The following is a 16,369-nucleotide window of genomic DNA, read 5'->3' as shown; positions in this document are numbered from 1 at the left end:
CGCCCGACGACGTCGGACGGCCCCGCACGGCACCGCGTCGAGGGGTCAGCGCACGGTCACGCGGACCTCTCGGCTGCGCGTCTCGCCCGCGGCGTTCGTCAGCACCGCCACGTACCGGTAGGTGCCCGGCTCCCGGCCCTGGACCAGCGTCGAGGCGGACTGCGCGGCGCCGCCGCTGCCGGGCTCGAGCTCCTGCCGGTCGATCTCGACGCCGTCCTCGTACAGGACGTAGGCGGTCGCCTGGGTGCCCCACCACTTGTGCGCCGTGACGGTGTAGTCACCGTCGCGGTCGTGGTTGTCGTGGCTCAGCACCACGTCGCCGGGCAGCGCGTCCTTCACCGTGACCGTGTGCGGTCGCGCGCAGGGCGTGGTGCCGGCCGCGTTCACCAGCTCGCAGGTGTAGGTGTACCGCCCGTCGACCTTGCCGGTGACCGGCACCGCGACACGCTGCGCCTGCGTGCCGGCGTGCTCCAGCGGCTCCGTCGCGACCAGCTCGCCGTCCTCGTACAACCGCAGGCTGGTGGCGTTCTCGCCCCACCACAGGTCGACCATGACGTGGTAGTCGCCGTCGAGCAGGCCGGTGTCCCAGCCGTTGTCGTCGCTGAGGCGCGCCTCGCCGGGCGCGCCGGCCGGGACGAGCACCTCGAGCGAGCCGGTGACGCCGTTGACGGTGACGGTGACCGCGGCCCGGCCCGGGGCCAGGGCGGTGACCCGGCGCGTGGCGGGATCGAGGGCCAGGACGCTGCCGGACGGCGCCTCGTCGGCCGCGCCGACGAACACCCGCTCGCCGCCCCACGCCGCGGACACCGGCCACGCCACCGGCACCTGCCGGTCGCCGTCCTGCGTCACCAGGGCGCTGACCTCGCCGTCGCTGCCCACGGCCAGCTCGGCGGGGCCGGAGACGTCGACGCGCTCGGCGCGGGTGCGCACCTCCCAGCCCAGCCAGGCGTCCGCGTTCCCGGCGGCCTCGCCGGCGGCCTCGCCGGTGGAGTCGCCGGTGGAGTCGCCGGTGGCGTCGCCGCGCACGCCCGCGGCCGGGTCGATGCCGAGCATGGACCAGCCGGTGAAGCCGCCGTCCTGCGGGGTGCTCGCCGGGCTCTTCCCGGAGTTGCCGTTGACCAGGTACGGCACGCCGTCCTGCGTGGCGGCGTGGAAGACGCCGACGTGCGAGCCGACCACGGCGACCGACTTGCCGGTCGTGCCGCGGAAGTCCTCGAACCAGCCTCGCAGGGTGTCCGCCTCGAGCCGGTCGGTGAGCCGGCTCGCCTTCGTGGGCAGCGGGTCGTCCAGCGGGTGGTGGAACATCACGACGACGCCGGTGACGCTCTCGTCGCCGGCCGCGCCGTCGAGCGCCTCCCGCAGCAGCCGCACCTGGGCGAAGTCGCTGCCGAGCCGGCCGGTCGAGGAGTCGAGCAGCACGAACCGGGTCACGCCGCCGGCCTCGTCCGCCGGGTCCGGCACGTCCAGCACGTGCGTCCGCTCCCCGAACTCGGCCTCGAAGCTCTCGATGCTGCCACCCATCACCTCGTGGTTGCCGGGCACGTAGTACCAGGGGAAGCCCGCGTCGGCGAGGCCCGTCTCGAGCACCTCCCGGGCCAGGTCGAAGTCGGCCGGCGACGCCTCGTCGACGAGGTCCCCGTTGATCACGAGCAGGTCGGGGTCGGCGGCGACGATCTCCGCCAGCGCCTGCCGCGCGCCCTGGACCGCGCCGGACTCCGGGTCGCGCGCCACGAACTGCGCGTCGGACAGCACGGCGACGCGCAAGGGGGCGTCGTCGGTGCCGCCGGCGGCCGTGACGACCGGGTCCTCGACGCGCGGGACGGCGGGCACCTCGACGTCCGGCGGCACGAGCGCGCGCACGTCGGAGATCGTCACCTCGCCGGCGTACTGCCGGGCCGCCGAGGTCTCCAGCAGCCGCACGCGCTGCAGCACGAGCGGGTACTGCACGCCCTCGGGCACCGGGATCTCGACCTGCTGCCAGCCGTCCCACGAGACGTTCGGCCCGTCGAGGTTGGTGGTGACGCCGTCGCCCTGGCGCACCTGCAGGCGCATCCAGGCGCCGTTGCCGTCGCCCTCGACCCACAGCCGCACCGTCCGGGGCTGGCCGGGCAGCTCCCGGCCGCCGTCGGGCACCACGGCGTACTGGCCGCGGGTCGCGGTGGATCCGGTGAAGTCGTACGCGAGCCGCAGGCCCGCGGCCCCGTCGTGGCCGTCCGCCGGGGCGACGCTGCCGCCGGGCGCACGGTCGTGCGCCGACGTCCAGCGGCCGGCGTCGGCGAGGTCGGCCACCGTCACCTCGTCGAGCGAGACGGCGACGGCGACCTGGGCCGTGAGGTCGCCCACCGCCAGGGTGAAGGTCCCGGCGCCCGAGCCTGCCGTGGCGCGCACCGTGAACGACCCGTCGGCCGCCGGCTCCAGCGTGGCGACGCCGTCGCCGCCGGTCACCGTGACGTCGCGGGCCTCGACCGGGGCGGCGAACCCCTGCGCGTCGTACCCGGTCAGCACGACGCGGCCGGAGGCCTCGGCGTCGGCGAGCGTCACCACGGGCTCCGTGACGGCCACGCGCTCCAGCGGGCCGAGCACCTGCACGCCCGTCACGCCGGTCGCCGCGCCGTCGTCCGTGAGCGTCACCGCGCTCACGTCCGTCGTGCCGGGGGCGACGCCGGTGACGACGGCGGTCCCCGACGCGTCGGCCGCGACCGTGGCGACGGCCTCGTCGGCGGACGACCAGTCCTCGGGCGCCCCTCGCACCGGCGTCATCGTCTCGTCGTAGCCCTTGGCCACGAGGGTGCGGTGCAGGCCAGGAAACACCCGGCGGGAGTCGGCGGCCGTGGTGTCGGCGGGGTCGTCCGCGGCGTCCAGGCCGGCCGGCGCGGCGGCGGTGCGCACGTCGTAGGCGTGCACCTGGCCCGAGCCTGAGGGCACGAAGAGGCCGAGGCCGTTGGCGTCCTGGCGCTCGACGCCGTCGGACGGGCTGTTGAGGATGCTCGTGTCCGTGTCGCCGGGCAGGCGGGCGACCATCTGCGACGACCCGCCGCCGTCGAGGTTGAGCGCGTCGTCCGCGCCGAGCTGCGCCATGAGCTCGCCGAGCTCGGGCAGCGTCATGCCCGTGCTGTGCGACTGGCGGCCGTCCACCACGACCAGGTAGGCCGTGGTACTGGCGGCGTCGAACCCGATCGCCGTGCGCGGGTTGCGCGTCGTGGAGAACTCCGAGCGGTCGGCGGTCACCTCGCCGTCGTCGAGCAGCCAGTCCTGCGGCGAGCCGCCGACGGCCACCGCCACGTCGCCGGCGTCGGGGCGCAGCCCGTAGGCGAGCTCGACGGCGTCGCCGGGGGCGAGCGCGGCGAGCGCGTCGGCCGCGGCGCCCGGCCGCGCGACGAGGGCGCGCACGCCTTCGGGCAGCCGCCCCGTCCCGGGGGTTCCGACGGCGAGGACGGCGCCGTCGCCGTCGACCTGGACCTCCACGCCCCGCTCCCCGGCCGGGACGGCGCGACCCCGGGCGTGGTCGCCCCAGCGCGCGTCGTAGACGGCGACGCCCGCCGCCGGCAGCGCCGTGGCGTTGAGCCCGGCGATCGCGAGCTCCCGCGCCGGCCCGTCGGCCGGCGTCAGCGTGGCGCGGCCCTCCAGGAAGAGCTCGGCGAGGCGACCCACGCCCGCGGGGTCGAAGACCACGGACTTCTCGCGCCCGGGGTCGGCTGACTTCAGCAGCGTGCCACCGTCGACGGCGGTACCGATGGGCGCGCCCGAGCCGTTGATGTCGAAGAAGTCGCCGTTGACGGCGGCGACCGCGCCTCGCTCGCGGGCCATCTCGGTCACGGTGGCGGTGCCCGCGACGTCCGGCGCGCCCACGTACCCGAAGCGTGGCCCGCCCTGCCCGTCGAGGCGGGCCACGAGCACCTCGCCGGTGAGCCACCCGTCGGCCGAGGTGCGCGCGAACCGGGTGAGCTCGAGCCCGGGCGCGACGAGCCGCTCGTCGCGCCGCGTGACGATCGCGGCACCGTCGTCGTCCAGCGCGAGGTCGGCGACGGCGTCGCCCGTGGCGGCCGTCGCGGTCGTCGCGGTCGACGGCGCGGCGGGCGCGGCCGCCGCGGGCGCCACGAGCGCCGGGGTCGCGAGCAGGCCGAGGGCCGCGGCGACGACGGCGAGCGCGCGGTGCGGCGCGGACGGCACGGCGGGCGGCGGCACCGCGGGGGCAGGTGCGGCGGGGGTCGGACTCGGCATCGGTGCCTCCGGGCGGCGTGAGCGGGCGCGGGGTGACGGCTGGGGACGACCTGCGCGTCGCCGTGAGCCTGGTGGACGCGGGTGTCCCCCGGCGGACGGCGGCATGAACGGAAGGTGGCGACCTCGTTGTCACTGACTTTCGCGTTCGTGACGCTACAGGAAAGTTCCTGCCTCACACCAGGCCCGGCGGTGCGCGGACCGCGCGGCCCGTCCCCGCACCGCCCGCCGCCTCAGCCGAGCACGGCCTTGAGGAACGCCTGGGTCCGCGCGTGCGTCGGCGCCGTGAACATCGTCTCCGGGTCGCCCTCCTCGACGATGCGGCCCCGGTCGAACATCAGCACCCGGTGCGACACGTCCCGCGCGAACTGCATCTCGTGCGTGACGATCAGCATCGTCAGGTCCGTGGTCTCGGCCAGCGCACGCAGCACCTCCAGCACGTCGACCACGAGCTCGGGGTCGAGGGCCGAGGTGACCTCGTCGAGCAGCAGGATCTCCGGGTCCATCGCGAGCGCCCGGGCGATCGCCACGCGCTGCTGCTGCCCGCCGGACAGGGCAGCGGGGCGCGCGTCCCGCTTGGCCGACATGCCCACCTGCTCGAGCAGCCTGTCGGCCCGCGCGACGGCCTCCTCTCGCGACAGCCCGAGCGCATGGACCGGCGCCTCGACGATGTTGCCGAGCACCGTCATGTTCGGGAACAGGTTGAACTGCTGGAACACCATGCCGACACGGCGGCGCACCTGCCGCCGCCGCTTCTCCGGGATCGGCACGCGCCGACCGTCGCGGATCTCGTGCGTGTACGGGTCGCCGTCGATGAGGAGCAGGCCGCCGTCAGCCTCCTCGAGCGTCATGAGCAGCCGCAGGATCGTCGTCTTCCCGGACCCGGACGGCCCGATGAGGGCCACCCGCTCCCCCCTCGCGACGGAGAAGGTCAGCCCGTCGAGCACCGTGGTAGGCCCGAAGCGCTTGACGACGTCGAGGAACTGGATGGCCGGCGCGCCCGCCGGGACGGGGCCGGTCGGGGTGGGGGCGTTCGGCTCAGGCAAGGCGGTTCTCCATCCGGCGCACCAGCAGCGAGGTGGGGTAGCTCACCGCGAGGAAGATCAGCCCGACCATGGTCAGGGCCTCGGTGTAGTCGAAGGTGGCGGCGCCGTACTGCTGCGCCGCGGTGAACATCTCCACGACGGAGATGGCGAACAGGAACGGCGTCTCCTTGAACATCGAGATCGCGTAGTTGCCCAGGCCCGGCAGGGTGTTGCGGACCGCCTGCGGCAGCACGACGGCGCGCCAGACCCGCGCGCGCGGCAGGTCGAGCGCCGTGGCCGCCTCCCACTGCCCGCGCGGCACCGCCTCGATCCCGGCGCGGTACACCTCGGACAGGTACGTGGCGTAGTGCACGCCCAGAACGCCGCAGCCGATGACGAGCGCCGGCACCGTCGGCAGCATGAGGTAGACGAACACGAGCTGCACCAGCAGGGGCGTGGAGCGCACGAGCTCGACGAACACGCCGACCGGCACGGTCACCCAGCGGCCGCCCGAGCGGCGCACCAGGGCGATCACCAGCCCGAGGGCCGCCGCGACGACCATGCCGACGACCGTCGCCACCAGGGTGACGCGGAAGCCCGCGAGGATGGGCGGCAGCGCCGCAGCGGCCTCCTGCCAGCTCCAGAGCCCGCCGTTCACGCCGCACCTGCCCTCGCCGTCGTGGGCACCGGTGCCAGCCGCACGACCTCCCGCAGGCTCGGGCCCACGCCGATGCGGCGCTTGGCACGCACCTCGAGGGCGTTCATGCCGAGCGTGAGGAGGTAGGCCAGCGCGAAGTAGACGAGCAGGCCGACCGTGTAGCTGAAGAAGGTGTCCTGCGTGGTGCGGCGCAGCTGCCCGATCTCGAAGTTCACGTCGTGCAGCAGGATGTACGTGGCCAGCGCGGAGCCCTTGAGCAGCTGGATGAGCAGGTTGGTCAGCAGCGGGATCATCAGCGCCCACGCCTGGGGGAAGATCACCCGGCGCACGCGGTGGGCCGGGCTGAGGTTCAACGCCCTCGCGGCCTCCCACTGCCCCGCCGGCACCGCGTTGACGGACCCGCGCACCACCTCGGAGCCGTAGGCACCGTAGTTGAGGCCGAGGGCGACGACGCCCACGGCCATCGACTCCAGCCGGAAGCCGAACACCGGCAGCACGTAGAACAGCCAGAACAGCTGCACCACCAGCGACGTGCCGCGGAAGAACTCGACCACCACGCGGGTGGGCGTGCGCAGCCACAGCGACCGGGCACGGGCCGCCAGGCCCAGCGCCACGGCGAGCACGAACGCGAGCACCGCGCCGCCGAGCGTGAGCTGCAGCGTGACCACCACGCCCTCGGCGAGCTGCGGCAGCGCGCCGACGAGGGCCTGCAGGTTCTCGGACACGGCCCGTCAGGGGTCGAGGCCGAGCTGCGGGGCGAGCTCGGTGGCCAGCTCCTCGAGGTTGCCGGAGCACAGCGCCTCGGTGGTCAGCCCCTCCACCGGCCGCTCCGCCTCGGTGAACCCGTACGGGCCCATGATCTCCAGGTACCGCTGCTCGTCCCCGACGATCTCGGCCAGCTTCTCGTTGTAGGCGTCGCGCAGGTCGGTGTCCGCGGTGCGGAACACCGTGCCGCCGGCGCCGATCTGCGGCACGCCGTCGATCACCGCGACGAACGACTCGGTCACCTCGACCGGCGCGTCCGCGGCCTGCGCGAGGCTGTTCAGGGAGATGCCGGTGAGGGCCAGGGCGTCCGCGCGCTCGGCCACGACGGCGTCGAGCCCGTCCTGCGGCGTGGCGACCTGGAGGTTCTCGATGCCGAGCTGCTCGGCGTACGAGGTCTCGATGGCGCCGCTGACCGTGGCCAGCGTGATCCCGGCGTCGGCGGCGGACTGCATGTCGGTGAGGTTGTCCGGGTTCCCTTCGGGCACCAGGAACGCGGTGGTGTACATGAACTCCGGCTCGCTGAACGAGGCCTGCTCGCAGCGCTCCGGGAGGATCGACATGCCGGCGCTCACGGCGTCGAACCGGTCGGCGTTGAGCCCCGGGATGAGGGACTGGAACTCGGTGCTGACGCCGTCGAGGGTGTCGATGCCGAGCTCGCCGAAGATCTCGCGGTGGAGGTCGACGATGGCGCCGGTGAGCTCGCCGTCCTCCTCGTAGCTGTAGGGCGCCTCGCCGGCGAAGCCGACGGTGATGGACCCGGCGTCCTGGAGGCGCTGGAGCGTCGAGCCGCCCTCGGCGGCCGTACCGCCGTCACCGCCGCCACCGCCTCCCGTGCCGCCCTCGGTACGCGTGCACGCCGCGAGGAGGGCGAGGAGGAGGACGGAGCAGACGGCGAGCGCTCGACGCCAGGGGGTGGTCATGGACAGCACATGGCTCTCCCTCCGTGACCCGCGTCGGCGCGGGACCCGGGGCCGACGGGGTCGTCGGCTCTTCACGACGGTAACCCCGTGGTGCGGCGGGCGACAGCCGGGCCGCGCGATCCGGCGCGAGCCGGCCTCACCCGACGAGGTGCTCCGTGAGCTCCTCGACGATCCGCACGTCGCCGTCCAGCCAGTCGACCGTGAACAGCTCGTCCCGGGCCAGCCAGCGCAGCTCGTCGTGCTCGACGAGCGGGGCGGGCTCGCCGTCGGCCAGCGCCGCGAACCACAACCGCATCACGTGCCGGTCGGTGATGACCCAGCCCCCGGCGTCCGGTCCCGGGAGCTCGTGCGCGAGGTCGACGGCCACGCCGAGCTCCTCGCGCAGCTCGCGGTGCAGCGCCTCGGTCGGGGTCTCCCCCGGGTCCACCTTGCCGCCCGGGAACTCCCACCGGCCGGCGAGCTCGACGGGGCGGGAGCGGCGCGCGGCGAGCAGGCGGCGCGGGGCGGCGACGTCGTCCACGATCGCGGCCGCGACCACGAGCCGGCGGGCGCCGGCCGCCGGGAGGGGGCGGAGGGCGGGGGCGGACGAATCGGTCATGCGCCCGAGTGTTTCACTCGGGCGCGCCGCGCGCGGCGCCACCGCGCCGCCCGAGCGGGCGCGGTCGGGGCGCGTACCGGGTGCCGGTCGGGCGCGGGTCAGTTGGCCGAGTCGAGCCCCGCCTGGCGCGCCCACGCCACCGCGTCCGCGCGGGTCGAGACGCCGAGCTTGCGGTAGACGCTCCGGACCTGGGACTTGACGGTGTTCCGCGTGACGAAGAGGCGGTTGGCGATCTGCTCGAGGGTGACGTCCTCAGCGAGGTTCGCGAGCACCACGCGCTCACGCCGCGTCAGCGCGGCGGGCGTCGCGGGTGCCGGGCGGTTCATCTCGATGAGGGTCATGGCGTCCTCCTGTGCAGCCGGCCGGCAGCAGGGGTGCCGGCTCTACCACTAGAGAGGCGTCGGCCGCGTGATCATGACGCGGTTCTGCCAACTTTTTCACCCGTCATCACGGCACGACTTCACCCGCGAGGCGAAGGCGCAGGTCAGCGCGCTGCGGGACGACGGAGCGCCGGGGCCCTCGGGACCCCGGCGCTCCGGCCGGACGGGTGACGACGACCGTCGTCGGCGGTGCGTCAGCCGGCGAAGGCGGCGTAGCCCTCGGCGTCGAGCAGCTCGCCGGTGCCGGTGACCTCCACCTTGAACAGCCAGCCCGTGCCGAACGGGTCGGAGTTCACCAGCGCCGGGTCGTCGACGGCGGTCTGGTTGACCTCGACCACGGTGCCGGACACCGGCGAGTACAGCTCGGAGACGGACTTGGTGGACTCGATCTCGCCGACGACGGAGCCCGCCTCGATCGTGGCGCCCACCTCGGGCAGCTCGAGGTAGACGACGTCGCCCAGCGCGTCGGCGGCCACGGAGGTGATGCCCACGACCGCCGGGGTCGAGTCGTCGACCCACTCGTGCTCGCGGGAGTACTGCAGGTTGGCGGGGAAGTCGGCCATGGAGGCTCCTCGGTCGGTGCTGGTGCTGACGGGGGTGCTGGGGGTCGGTGGTGCGGCGGATCGGGGCTCAGCCGCGCTTGTAGAACGGCAGCGGCACGACGACGAACGGCTCGGCGCGGCCGCGCACGTCGACGGCGAGCTCGGTGCCCTCGGCGGAGAGCTCCGGGGTCACGTACGCCATCGCGACCGGGTACCCGAGCGTGGGCGAGGGCGCGCCCGACGTCACGGTGCCGACCCGGTGACCCGGTGCGCCGCCGTCGCCCGGCAGCACGACGGCGTGCCCGGCGCGCGCGGGGCGGCGGCCGGTGCCGCGCAGGCCGACGAGCACGCGGGCGGGGGCGCTGGCCTGCCGCGCCGCCAGGGCGGCCCGGCCGACGAACTCGACGGGGTTCCCGTCGGCGTCGGTCTTGTCGAGCCGCACGACGCGGCCGAGGCCGGCCTCGTACGGCGTCGTGGTGGTGTCGAGCTCGTGCCCGTACAGCGGCATCCCGGCCTCGAGGCGCAGGGAGTCGCGCGCCGAGAGCCCGGCGGGGATCATCCCGTGACCGGCGCCCTCCGCGAGCGCCGCCCGCCACAGCGTGACGGCGTCCTCGGCGGCGACGAACAGCTCGAACCCGTCCTCGCCGGTGTACCCGGTGCGGGCCGCGAGCGCGCGGACCCCGGCGACCGTGACGGCGACGGCGGCGTAGTAGCGCAGGGCGCGGACCGCCTCGACGTCCTCGGGCGCGGCGAGCGCGGCGAGCGCGGCGACGATGTCCTCCGCACGCGGGCCCTGGACCGCCACCAGCGCCGTCTCGGCGCTGCGGTCGGCGACGACGGTGTCGAAGCCGGCGGCGCGCTCGCGCAGCTCGCGGGCGACGAGCTCCGCGTTGCCCGCGTTGGCCACGACGAGGAACCGCTCGTCGGCCAACCGGTAGACGATGAGGTCGTCGAGGACCGAGCCGTCCTCGGCGCAGATCATCGAGTACTTGGCGCGGCCGACGGCGATCGCCGTGGCGCTGCCCACCAGGGCGTGGTCGAGCGCCGCGGCGGCGCCCGGGCCGGCCAGCTCGATCTCCCCCATGTGGGACAGGTCGAACAGCCCGGCCGCCTCGCGCACCGCCCGGTGCTCGGCGAGGTCGGAGGTGTAGCGCAGCGGCATGAGCCAGCCGCCGAACCCGGTCATGGACGCGCCGAGGGCAAGGTGCTCCTCGTGCAGCGGCGTCGTCCGGTCCGTCGTCGGGGTGCTCGCCGGGGCGGCGGCGGGGTCGGTGGTCACGTCCTCGGTCATCGAGGCTCCTTCGGGAGGCGGGGCGCGGCGGGGATGGGCGTGGCGTCAGGCGTAGGACTCGACCGGCGGGCAGGCGCACACCAGGTTGCGGTCGCCCTGCGCGCCGTCGATGCGGCGCACCGGCGACCAGTACTTCGCGGCCCGCAGCCCCGGCACCGGGAAGGCGGCCAGCTCGCGCGGGTAGGGGTGGTCCCACGCGTCGGCGGTCACCGCCGCGGCGGTGTGCGGTGCGTTCCGCAGCGGCGAGTCGGCCACCGCCCACTCCCCCGCCGCGACCCGGTCGATCTCGGCCTTGATGGCGATCATCGCGTCGACGAACCGGTCCAGCTCGGCGAGGTCCTCGCTCTCGGTGGGCTCCACCATCAGCGTGCCGGCGACGGGGAACGACAGCGTCGGGGCGTGGAAGCCGTAGTCGATGAGCCGCTTGGCCACGTCCTCCGCCGTGACGCCGGTGGCCGCGGTGACGGGGCGCAGGTCGAGGATGCACTCGTGCGCCACCAGGCCGTTCGGGCCGGTGTACAGGGTCGGGAAGTGGTCGCGCAGGCGCGCCGCGACGTAGTTGGCCACCAGCACCGCCGTCTTGGTCGCCTCGGTGAGCCCGTCCGGGCCCATCAGCGCGACGTAGGCGTAGGAGATCGGCAGGATGCCCGCCGAGCCGTGCGGCGCCGCGCTGACCGGGGCGCCGGCGGCCTCCTCCGCCCCGGGCGTCGGGTCGCCCGGGAGGAACGGCACCAGGTGCGCGGCCACCGCGACCGGGCCCACGCCGGGGCCGCCGCCGCCGTGCGGGATGCAGAACGTCTTGTGCAGGTTGAGGTGCGAGACGTCGCCGCCCAGCTCGCCCGGCCGCGCGAGGCCGACCAGCGCGTTGAGGTTCGCGCCGTCGATGTACACCTGGCCGCCGGCCTCGTGCACCAGGTCGCACACCTCGCGCACGTGCTCCTCGTACACGCCGTGCGTCGAGGGGTACGTGATCATGATCGCCGCCACCTGGGCGCCGTGCTCCGCGAGCCTGGCGCGCAGGTCGGCGAGCTCGATGGAGCCGTCCTCCGCCGTCGCCACGACCACCACGCGCATGCCCGCCAGCGCCGCCGACGCCGCGTTGGTGCCGTGCGCCGACGCCGGGATGAGCACGATGTCACGGTGCGCCTCGCCCCGCGCGCGGTGGTAGCCGCGGATCGCCAGCAGGCCTGCGAACTCGCCCTGCGAGCCCGCGTTCGGCTGCACCGAGACGGCGGCGTAGCCCGTGATCTCCGCGAGCTGCGCCTCCAGCGTGGAGACCAGCTCGGCGTAGCCCAGCGCCTGCTCGGCGGGCACGTACGGGTGCAGGTCCGCGAACTGCGGCCAGCTGATGGCCTCCATCTCCGCGGTCGCGTTGAGCTTCATCGTGCAGGAGCCCAGCGGGATCATCGTGCGGTCCAGCGCCAGGTCCTTGTCCGCGAGGCGGCGCAGGTAGCGCAGCATCGAGGTCTCGGAGCGGTGGGAGTGGAAGATCGGGTGCTCGAGGAACGCCGTGGTGCGGCGGACGGCGAGGGGCAGGCCGGCTACGGACGTGGACTTCGCGCGCGCCGGAGCGTTCACGGGCGCCAGGGCGCCCTCCACTTCGGGGTTGACTCCCGCGCGCGCGAAGTCCACGTCCGCACCCTCGTGCACCGGCGCGGCGCTGAAGGCGGCGAGGACCGCCGCGACGTCGGCCTCCGTCGTGGTCTCGTCGCAGGCGACCTGGACGTGGTCGGCGTCCGCCGCGTACAGGTTGTAGCCCGCCGCCGCGGCGGCCGCGACGACGGCGGCGGCGCGACCCGGCACCACGGCGCGGACGGTGTCGAAGAAGACGTCGTGCGCCACCTCGACGCCCGCGGCGCGCAGCCCCTCGGCCACCGCGACGGCGCGGGCGTGCACGCGCCGGGCGATCGCCGTCAGGCCGTCGGGGCCGTGGTAGACGGCGTACATCGAGGCCACGATCGCCAGCAGCGCCTGCGCGGTGCAGATGTTCGACGTCGCCTTCTCCCGGCGGATGTGCTGCTCGCGGGTCGCCAGGGCGAGCCGCAGGCCCGGGGCGCCGTCGGCGTCGACCGACACGCCCACGAGGCGGCCCGGCAGCTGCCGCTCGAGGCCCTTGCGGACCGCCATGTAGGCCGCGTGCGGGCCGCCGTAGAACAGCGGGACGCCGAACCGCTGCGCGGAGCCGACCGCGACGTCGGCGCCCAGCTCGCCCGGCGAGACCAGCAGCGTCAGGGCCAGCAGGTCGGTGGCCATGGTGACCAGCGCACCGCGCTCCTTGGCCTCGACGACCACGCCGCGGGCGTCGAGCACGCGGCCGGAGGCGCCGGTCTGCTGCAGCACGACGCCGACGAGGTCGCCCGCGGGCAGCGCACCCTGCGCGGCGGCCGCCTCGAGGCCGGCGGCGAGCCCGCCGTCGAGCGGCGCCACCACCACGGGCAGGCCGATCGCCTCCGCGCGCCCGCGGGTCACGGCCAGCGTCTGGGGGAACAGGTCGGCGTCGAGCACCACGTAGCCGGCCTTCGCCCGCGAGGCGCGCCACATGAGCGCGACCGCCTCGGCGACGGCCGTGGCCTCGTCGAGCAGCGAGGCGCCCGCGATCTCCAGGCCGGTGAGGTCCTCCACCGCCTGCTGGAAGTTGAGCAGCGCCTCGAGCCGGCCCTGGGAGATCTCCGGCTGGTACGGCGTGTAGGCCGTGTACCAGGCGGGCGACTCCAGCACGTTGCGGCGGATCACCGGCGGGGTGTGCGTGCCGTAGTAGCCGAGGCCGATCATCTGCCGCTTGACCTGGTTCTTCGCCGCGACGGCGCGCAGGTGGTCGAGCACCTCGGCCTCCGTGCGGGCGGCCGGCAGGTCCAGCGGGCGGGCGGTGCGGATGGCGGCCGGGACGGCGGCGTCGACCAGGGCGTCGAGCGAGTCGTAGCCGAGCTCGTCGAGCATCGTGCGCACCTCGCGGCCGCGCGGGCCCAGGTGGCGGGCCGCGAACACGTCGGGGTCGTACGACGCCGACGTCGGCGCGGGAGAGTGGACGGTCGTGCTCGCTGCGCTGTTCACAGGAGGGCTCCGGTCAGTGAGGGCCGTCGGACGGCGGGGACGACTGCTGTCCCTCCCCGCTCTGTCATCGGACCCCTGCCCGGCCCGTGGCCGCGGGGTCGACCTGAGAGTTTGGCCGGTCCGCCTGTGTGCCGCCCCCGGCGCCGTGGCGGGTGGGGCGGTGACGGGGCGCGCCGGCTTGCACCGTCGGTGGGCCCGTCCGCCGCCCGCGGGCGACGGTCGGACCGCTTTCCAGAGTTGCCTCGCCGTGACGGTACGTGGGCCTGAGAGATTCCCGGGGAGGGTTTGCTCCTTCGGCGCCTGCGGCCGCCGCGAGGGCGTCCGCAGGGCTCTCCCGTCATGGTTCGAGCGGCGTGTGTTGCGTTGTGGGCGCGAGTGTACCCGCCCGGGATGTCGCGCGGATCACGCTCGCGCGCGGCCGCGTGACGCAGCGCACGCAGCGCCTCCGTCATGAAATCCCGGCCGGACGGTCTTGCCGGTCGTGGGGGGCGCCGCCGGGTGCGCCCGGAGCGAGGACCGAAGAACATGACCACTCTGCCGCAGCGGCGCCGAGGCGCCCGCGACGCCGACGACGGGCATGCGACGCTCGTCGCGGCCGCCGCACAGCTGCCCGTCGGGCTGCTCGTCCTGGACCGGTCCGGCCGCGTCCTGCGCGCCAACCCCGCCGGCGCGCGCGTCCTGGCCCTCTCCCTCGACGAGGTCGCCGGCGCCGACGCCGCGGTCCTCCTCGCCGACGACACCACCGTCCAGGATGCCGGCGACGCGGCCTGGGGCAGCCCGCGGTGGCTCGAGCGCCACGACGGCACCTCGGTGTGCGTGCGGACCGTCGTCACCGCGGACGCCCAGGCGCCGCGCTACGTCGTGTGGGTGCAGGACGTGACCGCCCAGCAGCGTCACGAGGCCCGGCTGCGCCGCGAGGCGATGAGCGACGCCGTCACGGGCGTGGCCAACCGCAGGTCGCTGGAGCGCCGCCTCGTGCACGAGGTCGGGCGCGTCCGTGCCGGCCACGGGCCGCTGGCCGTCCTGCTGATCGACCTCGACCGGTTCAAGGACGTCAACGACTCCCTCGGGCACCTGGCCGGCGACACCGTCCTGAGCGCCGTCGCCGCCCGCCTGCGCCGCGCCGTGCGTCCGTCGGACCTGGTGGCGCGCCTCGGCGGCGACGAGTTCGTGGTGCTGTGCCCCGGGGCGGACGAGGAGACCGCGCAGGCCGTCGCCGACCGGGTGACGGCCACGGTGACCGGCGACCTGGCCGTCGCCGGGCACCGGGTGCGCCCGTCGGTCAGCGTCGGCATCGCCGTCACGCGGGGCGAGGAGACGGCCGACGCGCTGCTGGCCCGCGCCGACGCCACGATGTACCGCGCCAAGCGGGAGGCCCGCGCCGCGGGGACCGAGCCCCGGAGCGCCTCGTGACCGCGCCCGAGCCCGGCCCCACCTGGCGCAGCGACCTCTCCCGGGCCCTGCCGCGCGTCGTCGGCGTCGTCCTGCTGCTGCTCGTCGTGGCGGCCGCGCTGCTGCTGTGGTTCGTCGTCGCCCCGTCCGCGGAGCAGCACGGCGACCCCCTCGCCTCCCGCGTCCTGCTGGGCGTGTGGCGGGTCCTGTACGACACCCAGGCCCCGTCGCTCGCCGTGGCGGTGACCGCGGTCGCCGTCGCGCTCCTCGCGGCGGCCTTCGTCGCGGTCGTCGAGAACCGCGCGGTGACGCGGGCGCGCACCTCCCGCCGGGACCGCAGCCGTCCCCTGGCGGCACGCACGGTGATGGAGAAGACGCGCGGGGTCTGGGCCGGGCCGGTGACGGTCACGGTCGTGATCCCCGCGCACGACGAGGCGGCGATCCTGCCGGAGACGCTGCGCAGCCTGCGGGAGCAGCAGCCGGCGCCGCAGCGCGTCGTCGTCGTGGCCGACAACTGCACCGACGACACCGCCGCCGTCGCCCGCGCCCACGGCGCCGAGGTGCACGAGACCGTGGGCAACACCCAGAAGAAGGCCGGCGCGCTGAACCAGGTGCTGCGGCGGCTGCTGCCGGAGCTCGGCGACAACGACGCCGTGCTCGTCATGGACGCCGACACCACGATGGACGCCGGCTTCCTCGCGGCGGCCGTGCGGCGCATGACGGAGGACCGCGCGCTCATGGCCGTGGGCGGCGTCTTCTACGGCGAGCCCGGCCACGGCCTGCTGGGGCTCCTGCAGCGCAACGAGTACACCCGCTACGGGCGGGGAATCGCCCGGCGGCGCGGGCGGGTGTTCGTGCTGACGGGCACCGCCACCGTGTTCCGCCCGCGCGCCCTGCGCGCCGTCGCCGCCGCCCGCGGCCGGGCCCTGCCCGGCACGCCGGGCGACGTCTACGACACCGCGGCGCTCACCGAGGACAACGAGCTGACCATCGCGCTGAAGTCCCTCGGCGCGCTCATGGTCTCGCCGTCGGAGTGCACCGTCGTCACCGAGCTCATGCCGACCTGGCGCGCCCTGTGGGCCCAGCGCCTGCGCTGGCAGCGCGGGGCGCTGGAGAACATCGGCGCCTACGGCCTGACGCCCTCCACCTTCCGGTACTGGGCGCAGCAGTTCGGCCTCGGGTACGGCGGGGTGGCGCTCGCGTCGTACTTCGCGCTCGTCGTCATCACGATGCTCGCCATCGACCAGTGGGTCTGGTACCCGTTCTGGCTCGGCCTGGGCGGCGTCTTCGCCCTCGAGCGGGTCGTCACCGTCTGGCGCGGCGGGTGGCGGGCGCGGCTGCTGGCCGTGACCGTGCTGCCGGAGCTGCTCTTCGACATGTTCCTCAACCTCGTGTACCTGCGCTCGGTCGTCGACATCACGCTCGGCCGGCAGACCACGTGGAACCACGTGCAGCACGCACCCCGCGCCCGGACCGCGCCCGAGCCCGTCCTCGAGCCCATCCCCGAGCCTCTCCCCGCAGGAGCCTGA

Annotated in this window: 12 protein-coding genes and 1 riboswitch; of the genes, 2 read left to right on the top strand and 10 right to left on the bottom strand. The window is 75.3% G+C overall.

What is annotated here, in order from left to right; translation table 11 throughout:
- Positions 1-45: 45 nt before the first annotated feature.
- The 10 genes from U5M74_RS11300 to gcvP all read right to left on the bottom strand — a co-directional run bounded on the left by U5M74_RS11300 (position 46) and on the right by gcvP (position 13,448).
- Positions 46-4,221, bottom strand: coding sequence for a phosphodiester glycosidase family protein (locus U5M74_RS11300; protein WP_410909052.1), 4,176 nt, complete (start codon positions 4,219-4,221; stop codon positions 46-48).
- Positions 4,222-4,451: 230 nt separating this feature from the next.
- Positions 4,452-5,264: an ectoine/hydroxyectoine ABC transporter ATP-binding protein EhuA gene (ehuA, locus tag U5M74_RS11295; RefSeq protein WP_410909051.1), complete on the bottom strand. Its 813-nt coding sequence runs from the start codon at positions 5,262-5,264 to the stop codon at positions 4,452-4,454.
- Complete coding sequence (gene ehuD / locus U5M74_RS11290) at positions 5,257-5,901, bottom strand: ectoine/hydroxyectoine ABC transporter permease subunit EhuD (RefSeq protein ID WP_410909050.1); 645 nt, start codon at positions 5,899-5,901, stop codon at positions 5,257-5,259. Before ehuD ends, ehuA begins: the two co-directional genes overlap by 8 nt.
- Positions 5,898-6,626 carry an ectoine/hydroxyectoine ABC transporter permease subunit EhuC gene (ehuC, locus tag U5M74_RS11285; protein ID WP_410909049.1) on the bottom strand — a complete coding sequence of 243 codons (729 nt, stop codon included), beginning with the start codon at positions 6,624-6,626 and terminating at the stop codon, positions 5,898-5,900. Before ehuC ends, ehuD begins: the two co-directional genes overlap by 4 nt.
- Before the next feature lie 6 nt (positions 6,627-6,632).
- Positions 6,633-7,586, bottom strand: coding sequence for an ectoine/hydroxyectoine ABC transporter substrate-binding protein EhuB (ehuB, locus tag U5M74_RS11280; RefSeq protein ID WP_410909048.1), 954 nt, complete (start codon positions 7,584-7,586; stop codon positions 6,633-6,635).
- Positions 7,587-7,722: 136 nt separating this feature from the next.
- On the bottom strand, positions 7,723-8,184 hold the full coding sequence (locus U5M74_RS11275) for an NUDIX domain-containing protein (RefSeq protein ID WP_410909047.1): 462 nt from the start codon (positions 8,182-8,184) through the stop codon (positions 7,723-7,725).
- Positions 8,185-8,282: 98 nt separating this feature from the next.
- A complete protein-coding gene (locus U5M74_RS11270) occupies positions 8,283-8,525 on the bottom strand; it encodes a helix-turn-helix domain-containing protein (protein ID WP_410909046.1) in 243 nt (80 codons plus the stop codon).
- A 233-nt stretch (positions 8,526-8,758) separates the two neighbouring features.
- Positions 8,759-9,127 (bottom strand): glycine cleavage system protein GcvH, encoded by a 369-nt coding sequence (gcvH, locus tag U5M74_RS11265; protein ID WP_069983518.1) that lies wholly within the window; start codon positions 9,125-9,127, stop codon positions 8,759-8,761.
- A gap of 67 nt (positions 9,128-9,194) precedes the next feature.
- Entirely contained in the window at positions 9,195-10,397 is a 1,203-nt protein-coding gene (gene gcvT, locus U5M74_RS11260; RefSeq protein WP_410909045.1) for a glycine cleavage system aminomethyltransferase GcvT, read from the bottom strand.
- 45 nt (positions 10,398-10,442) lie between these two features.
- Positions 10,443-13,448, bottom strand: coding sequence for an aminomethyl-transferring glycine dehydrogenase (gcvP, locus tag U5M74_RS11255; RefSeq protein WP_410909044.1), 3,006 nt, complete (start codon positions 13,446-13,448; stop codon positions 10,443-10,445).
- 241 nt (positions 13,449-13,689) lie between these two features.
- Positions 13,690-13,795: riboswitch (glycine riboswitch) on the bottom strand.
- 178 nt (positions 13,796-13,973) lie between these two features.
- Here gcvP and U5M74_RS11250 point away from each other — a divergent pair.
- Positions 13,974-14,861 (top strand): diguanylate cyclase, encoded by an 888-nt coding sequence (locus U5M74_RS11250; RefSeq protein ID WP_410909043.1) that lies wholly within the window; start codon positions 13,974-13,976, stop codon positions 14,859-14,861.
- Complete coding sequence (locus U5M74_RS11245; RefSeq protein ID WP_410909042.1) at positions 14,858-16,369, top strand: glycosyltransferase family 2 protein; 1,512 nt, start codon at positions 14,858-14,860, stop codon at positions 16,367-16,369. Before U5M74_RS11250 ends, U5M74_RS11245 begins: the two co-directional genes overlap by 4 nt.

Origin of the sequence: Puerhibacterium sp. TATVAM-FAB25 (genome assembly GCF_046535855.1) — a bacterium.
Lineage (GTDB): Bacteria > Actinomycetota > Actinomycetes > Actinomycetales > Cellulomonadaceae > Puerhibacterium > Puerhibacterium variabilis_A.
This window is presented reverse-complemented; position numbering and strand designations above follow the sequence as displayed.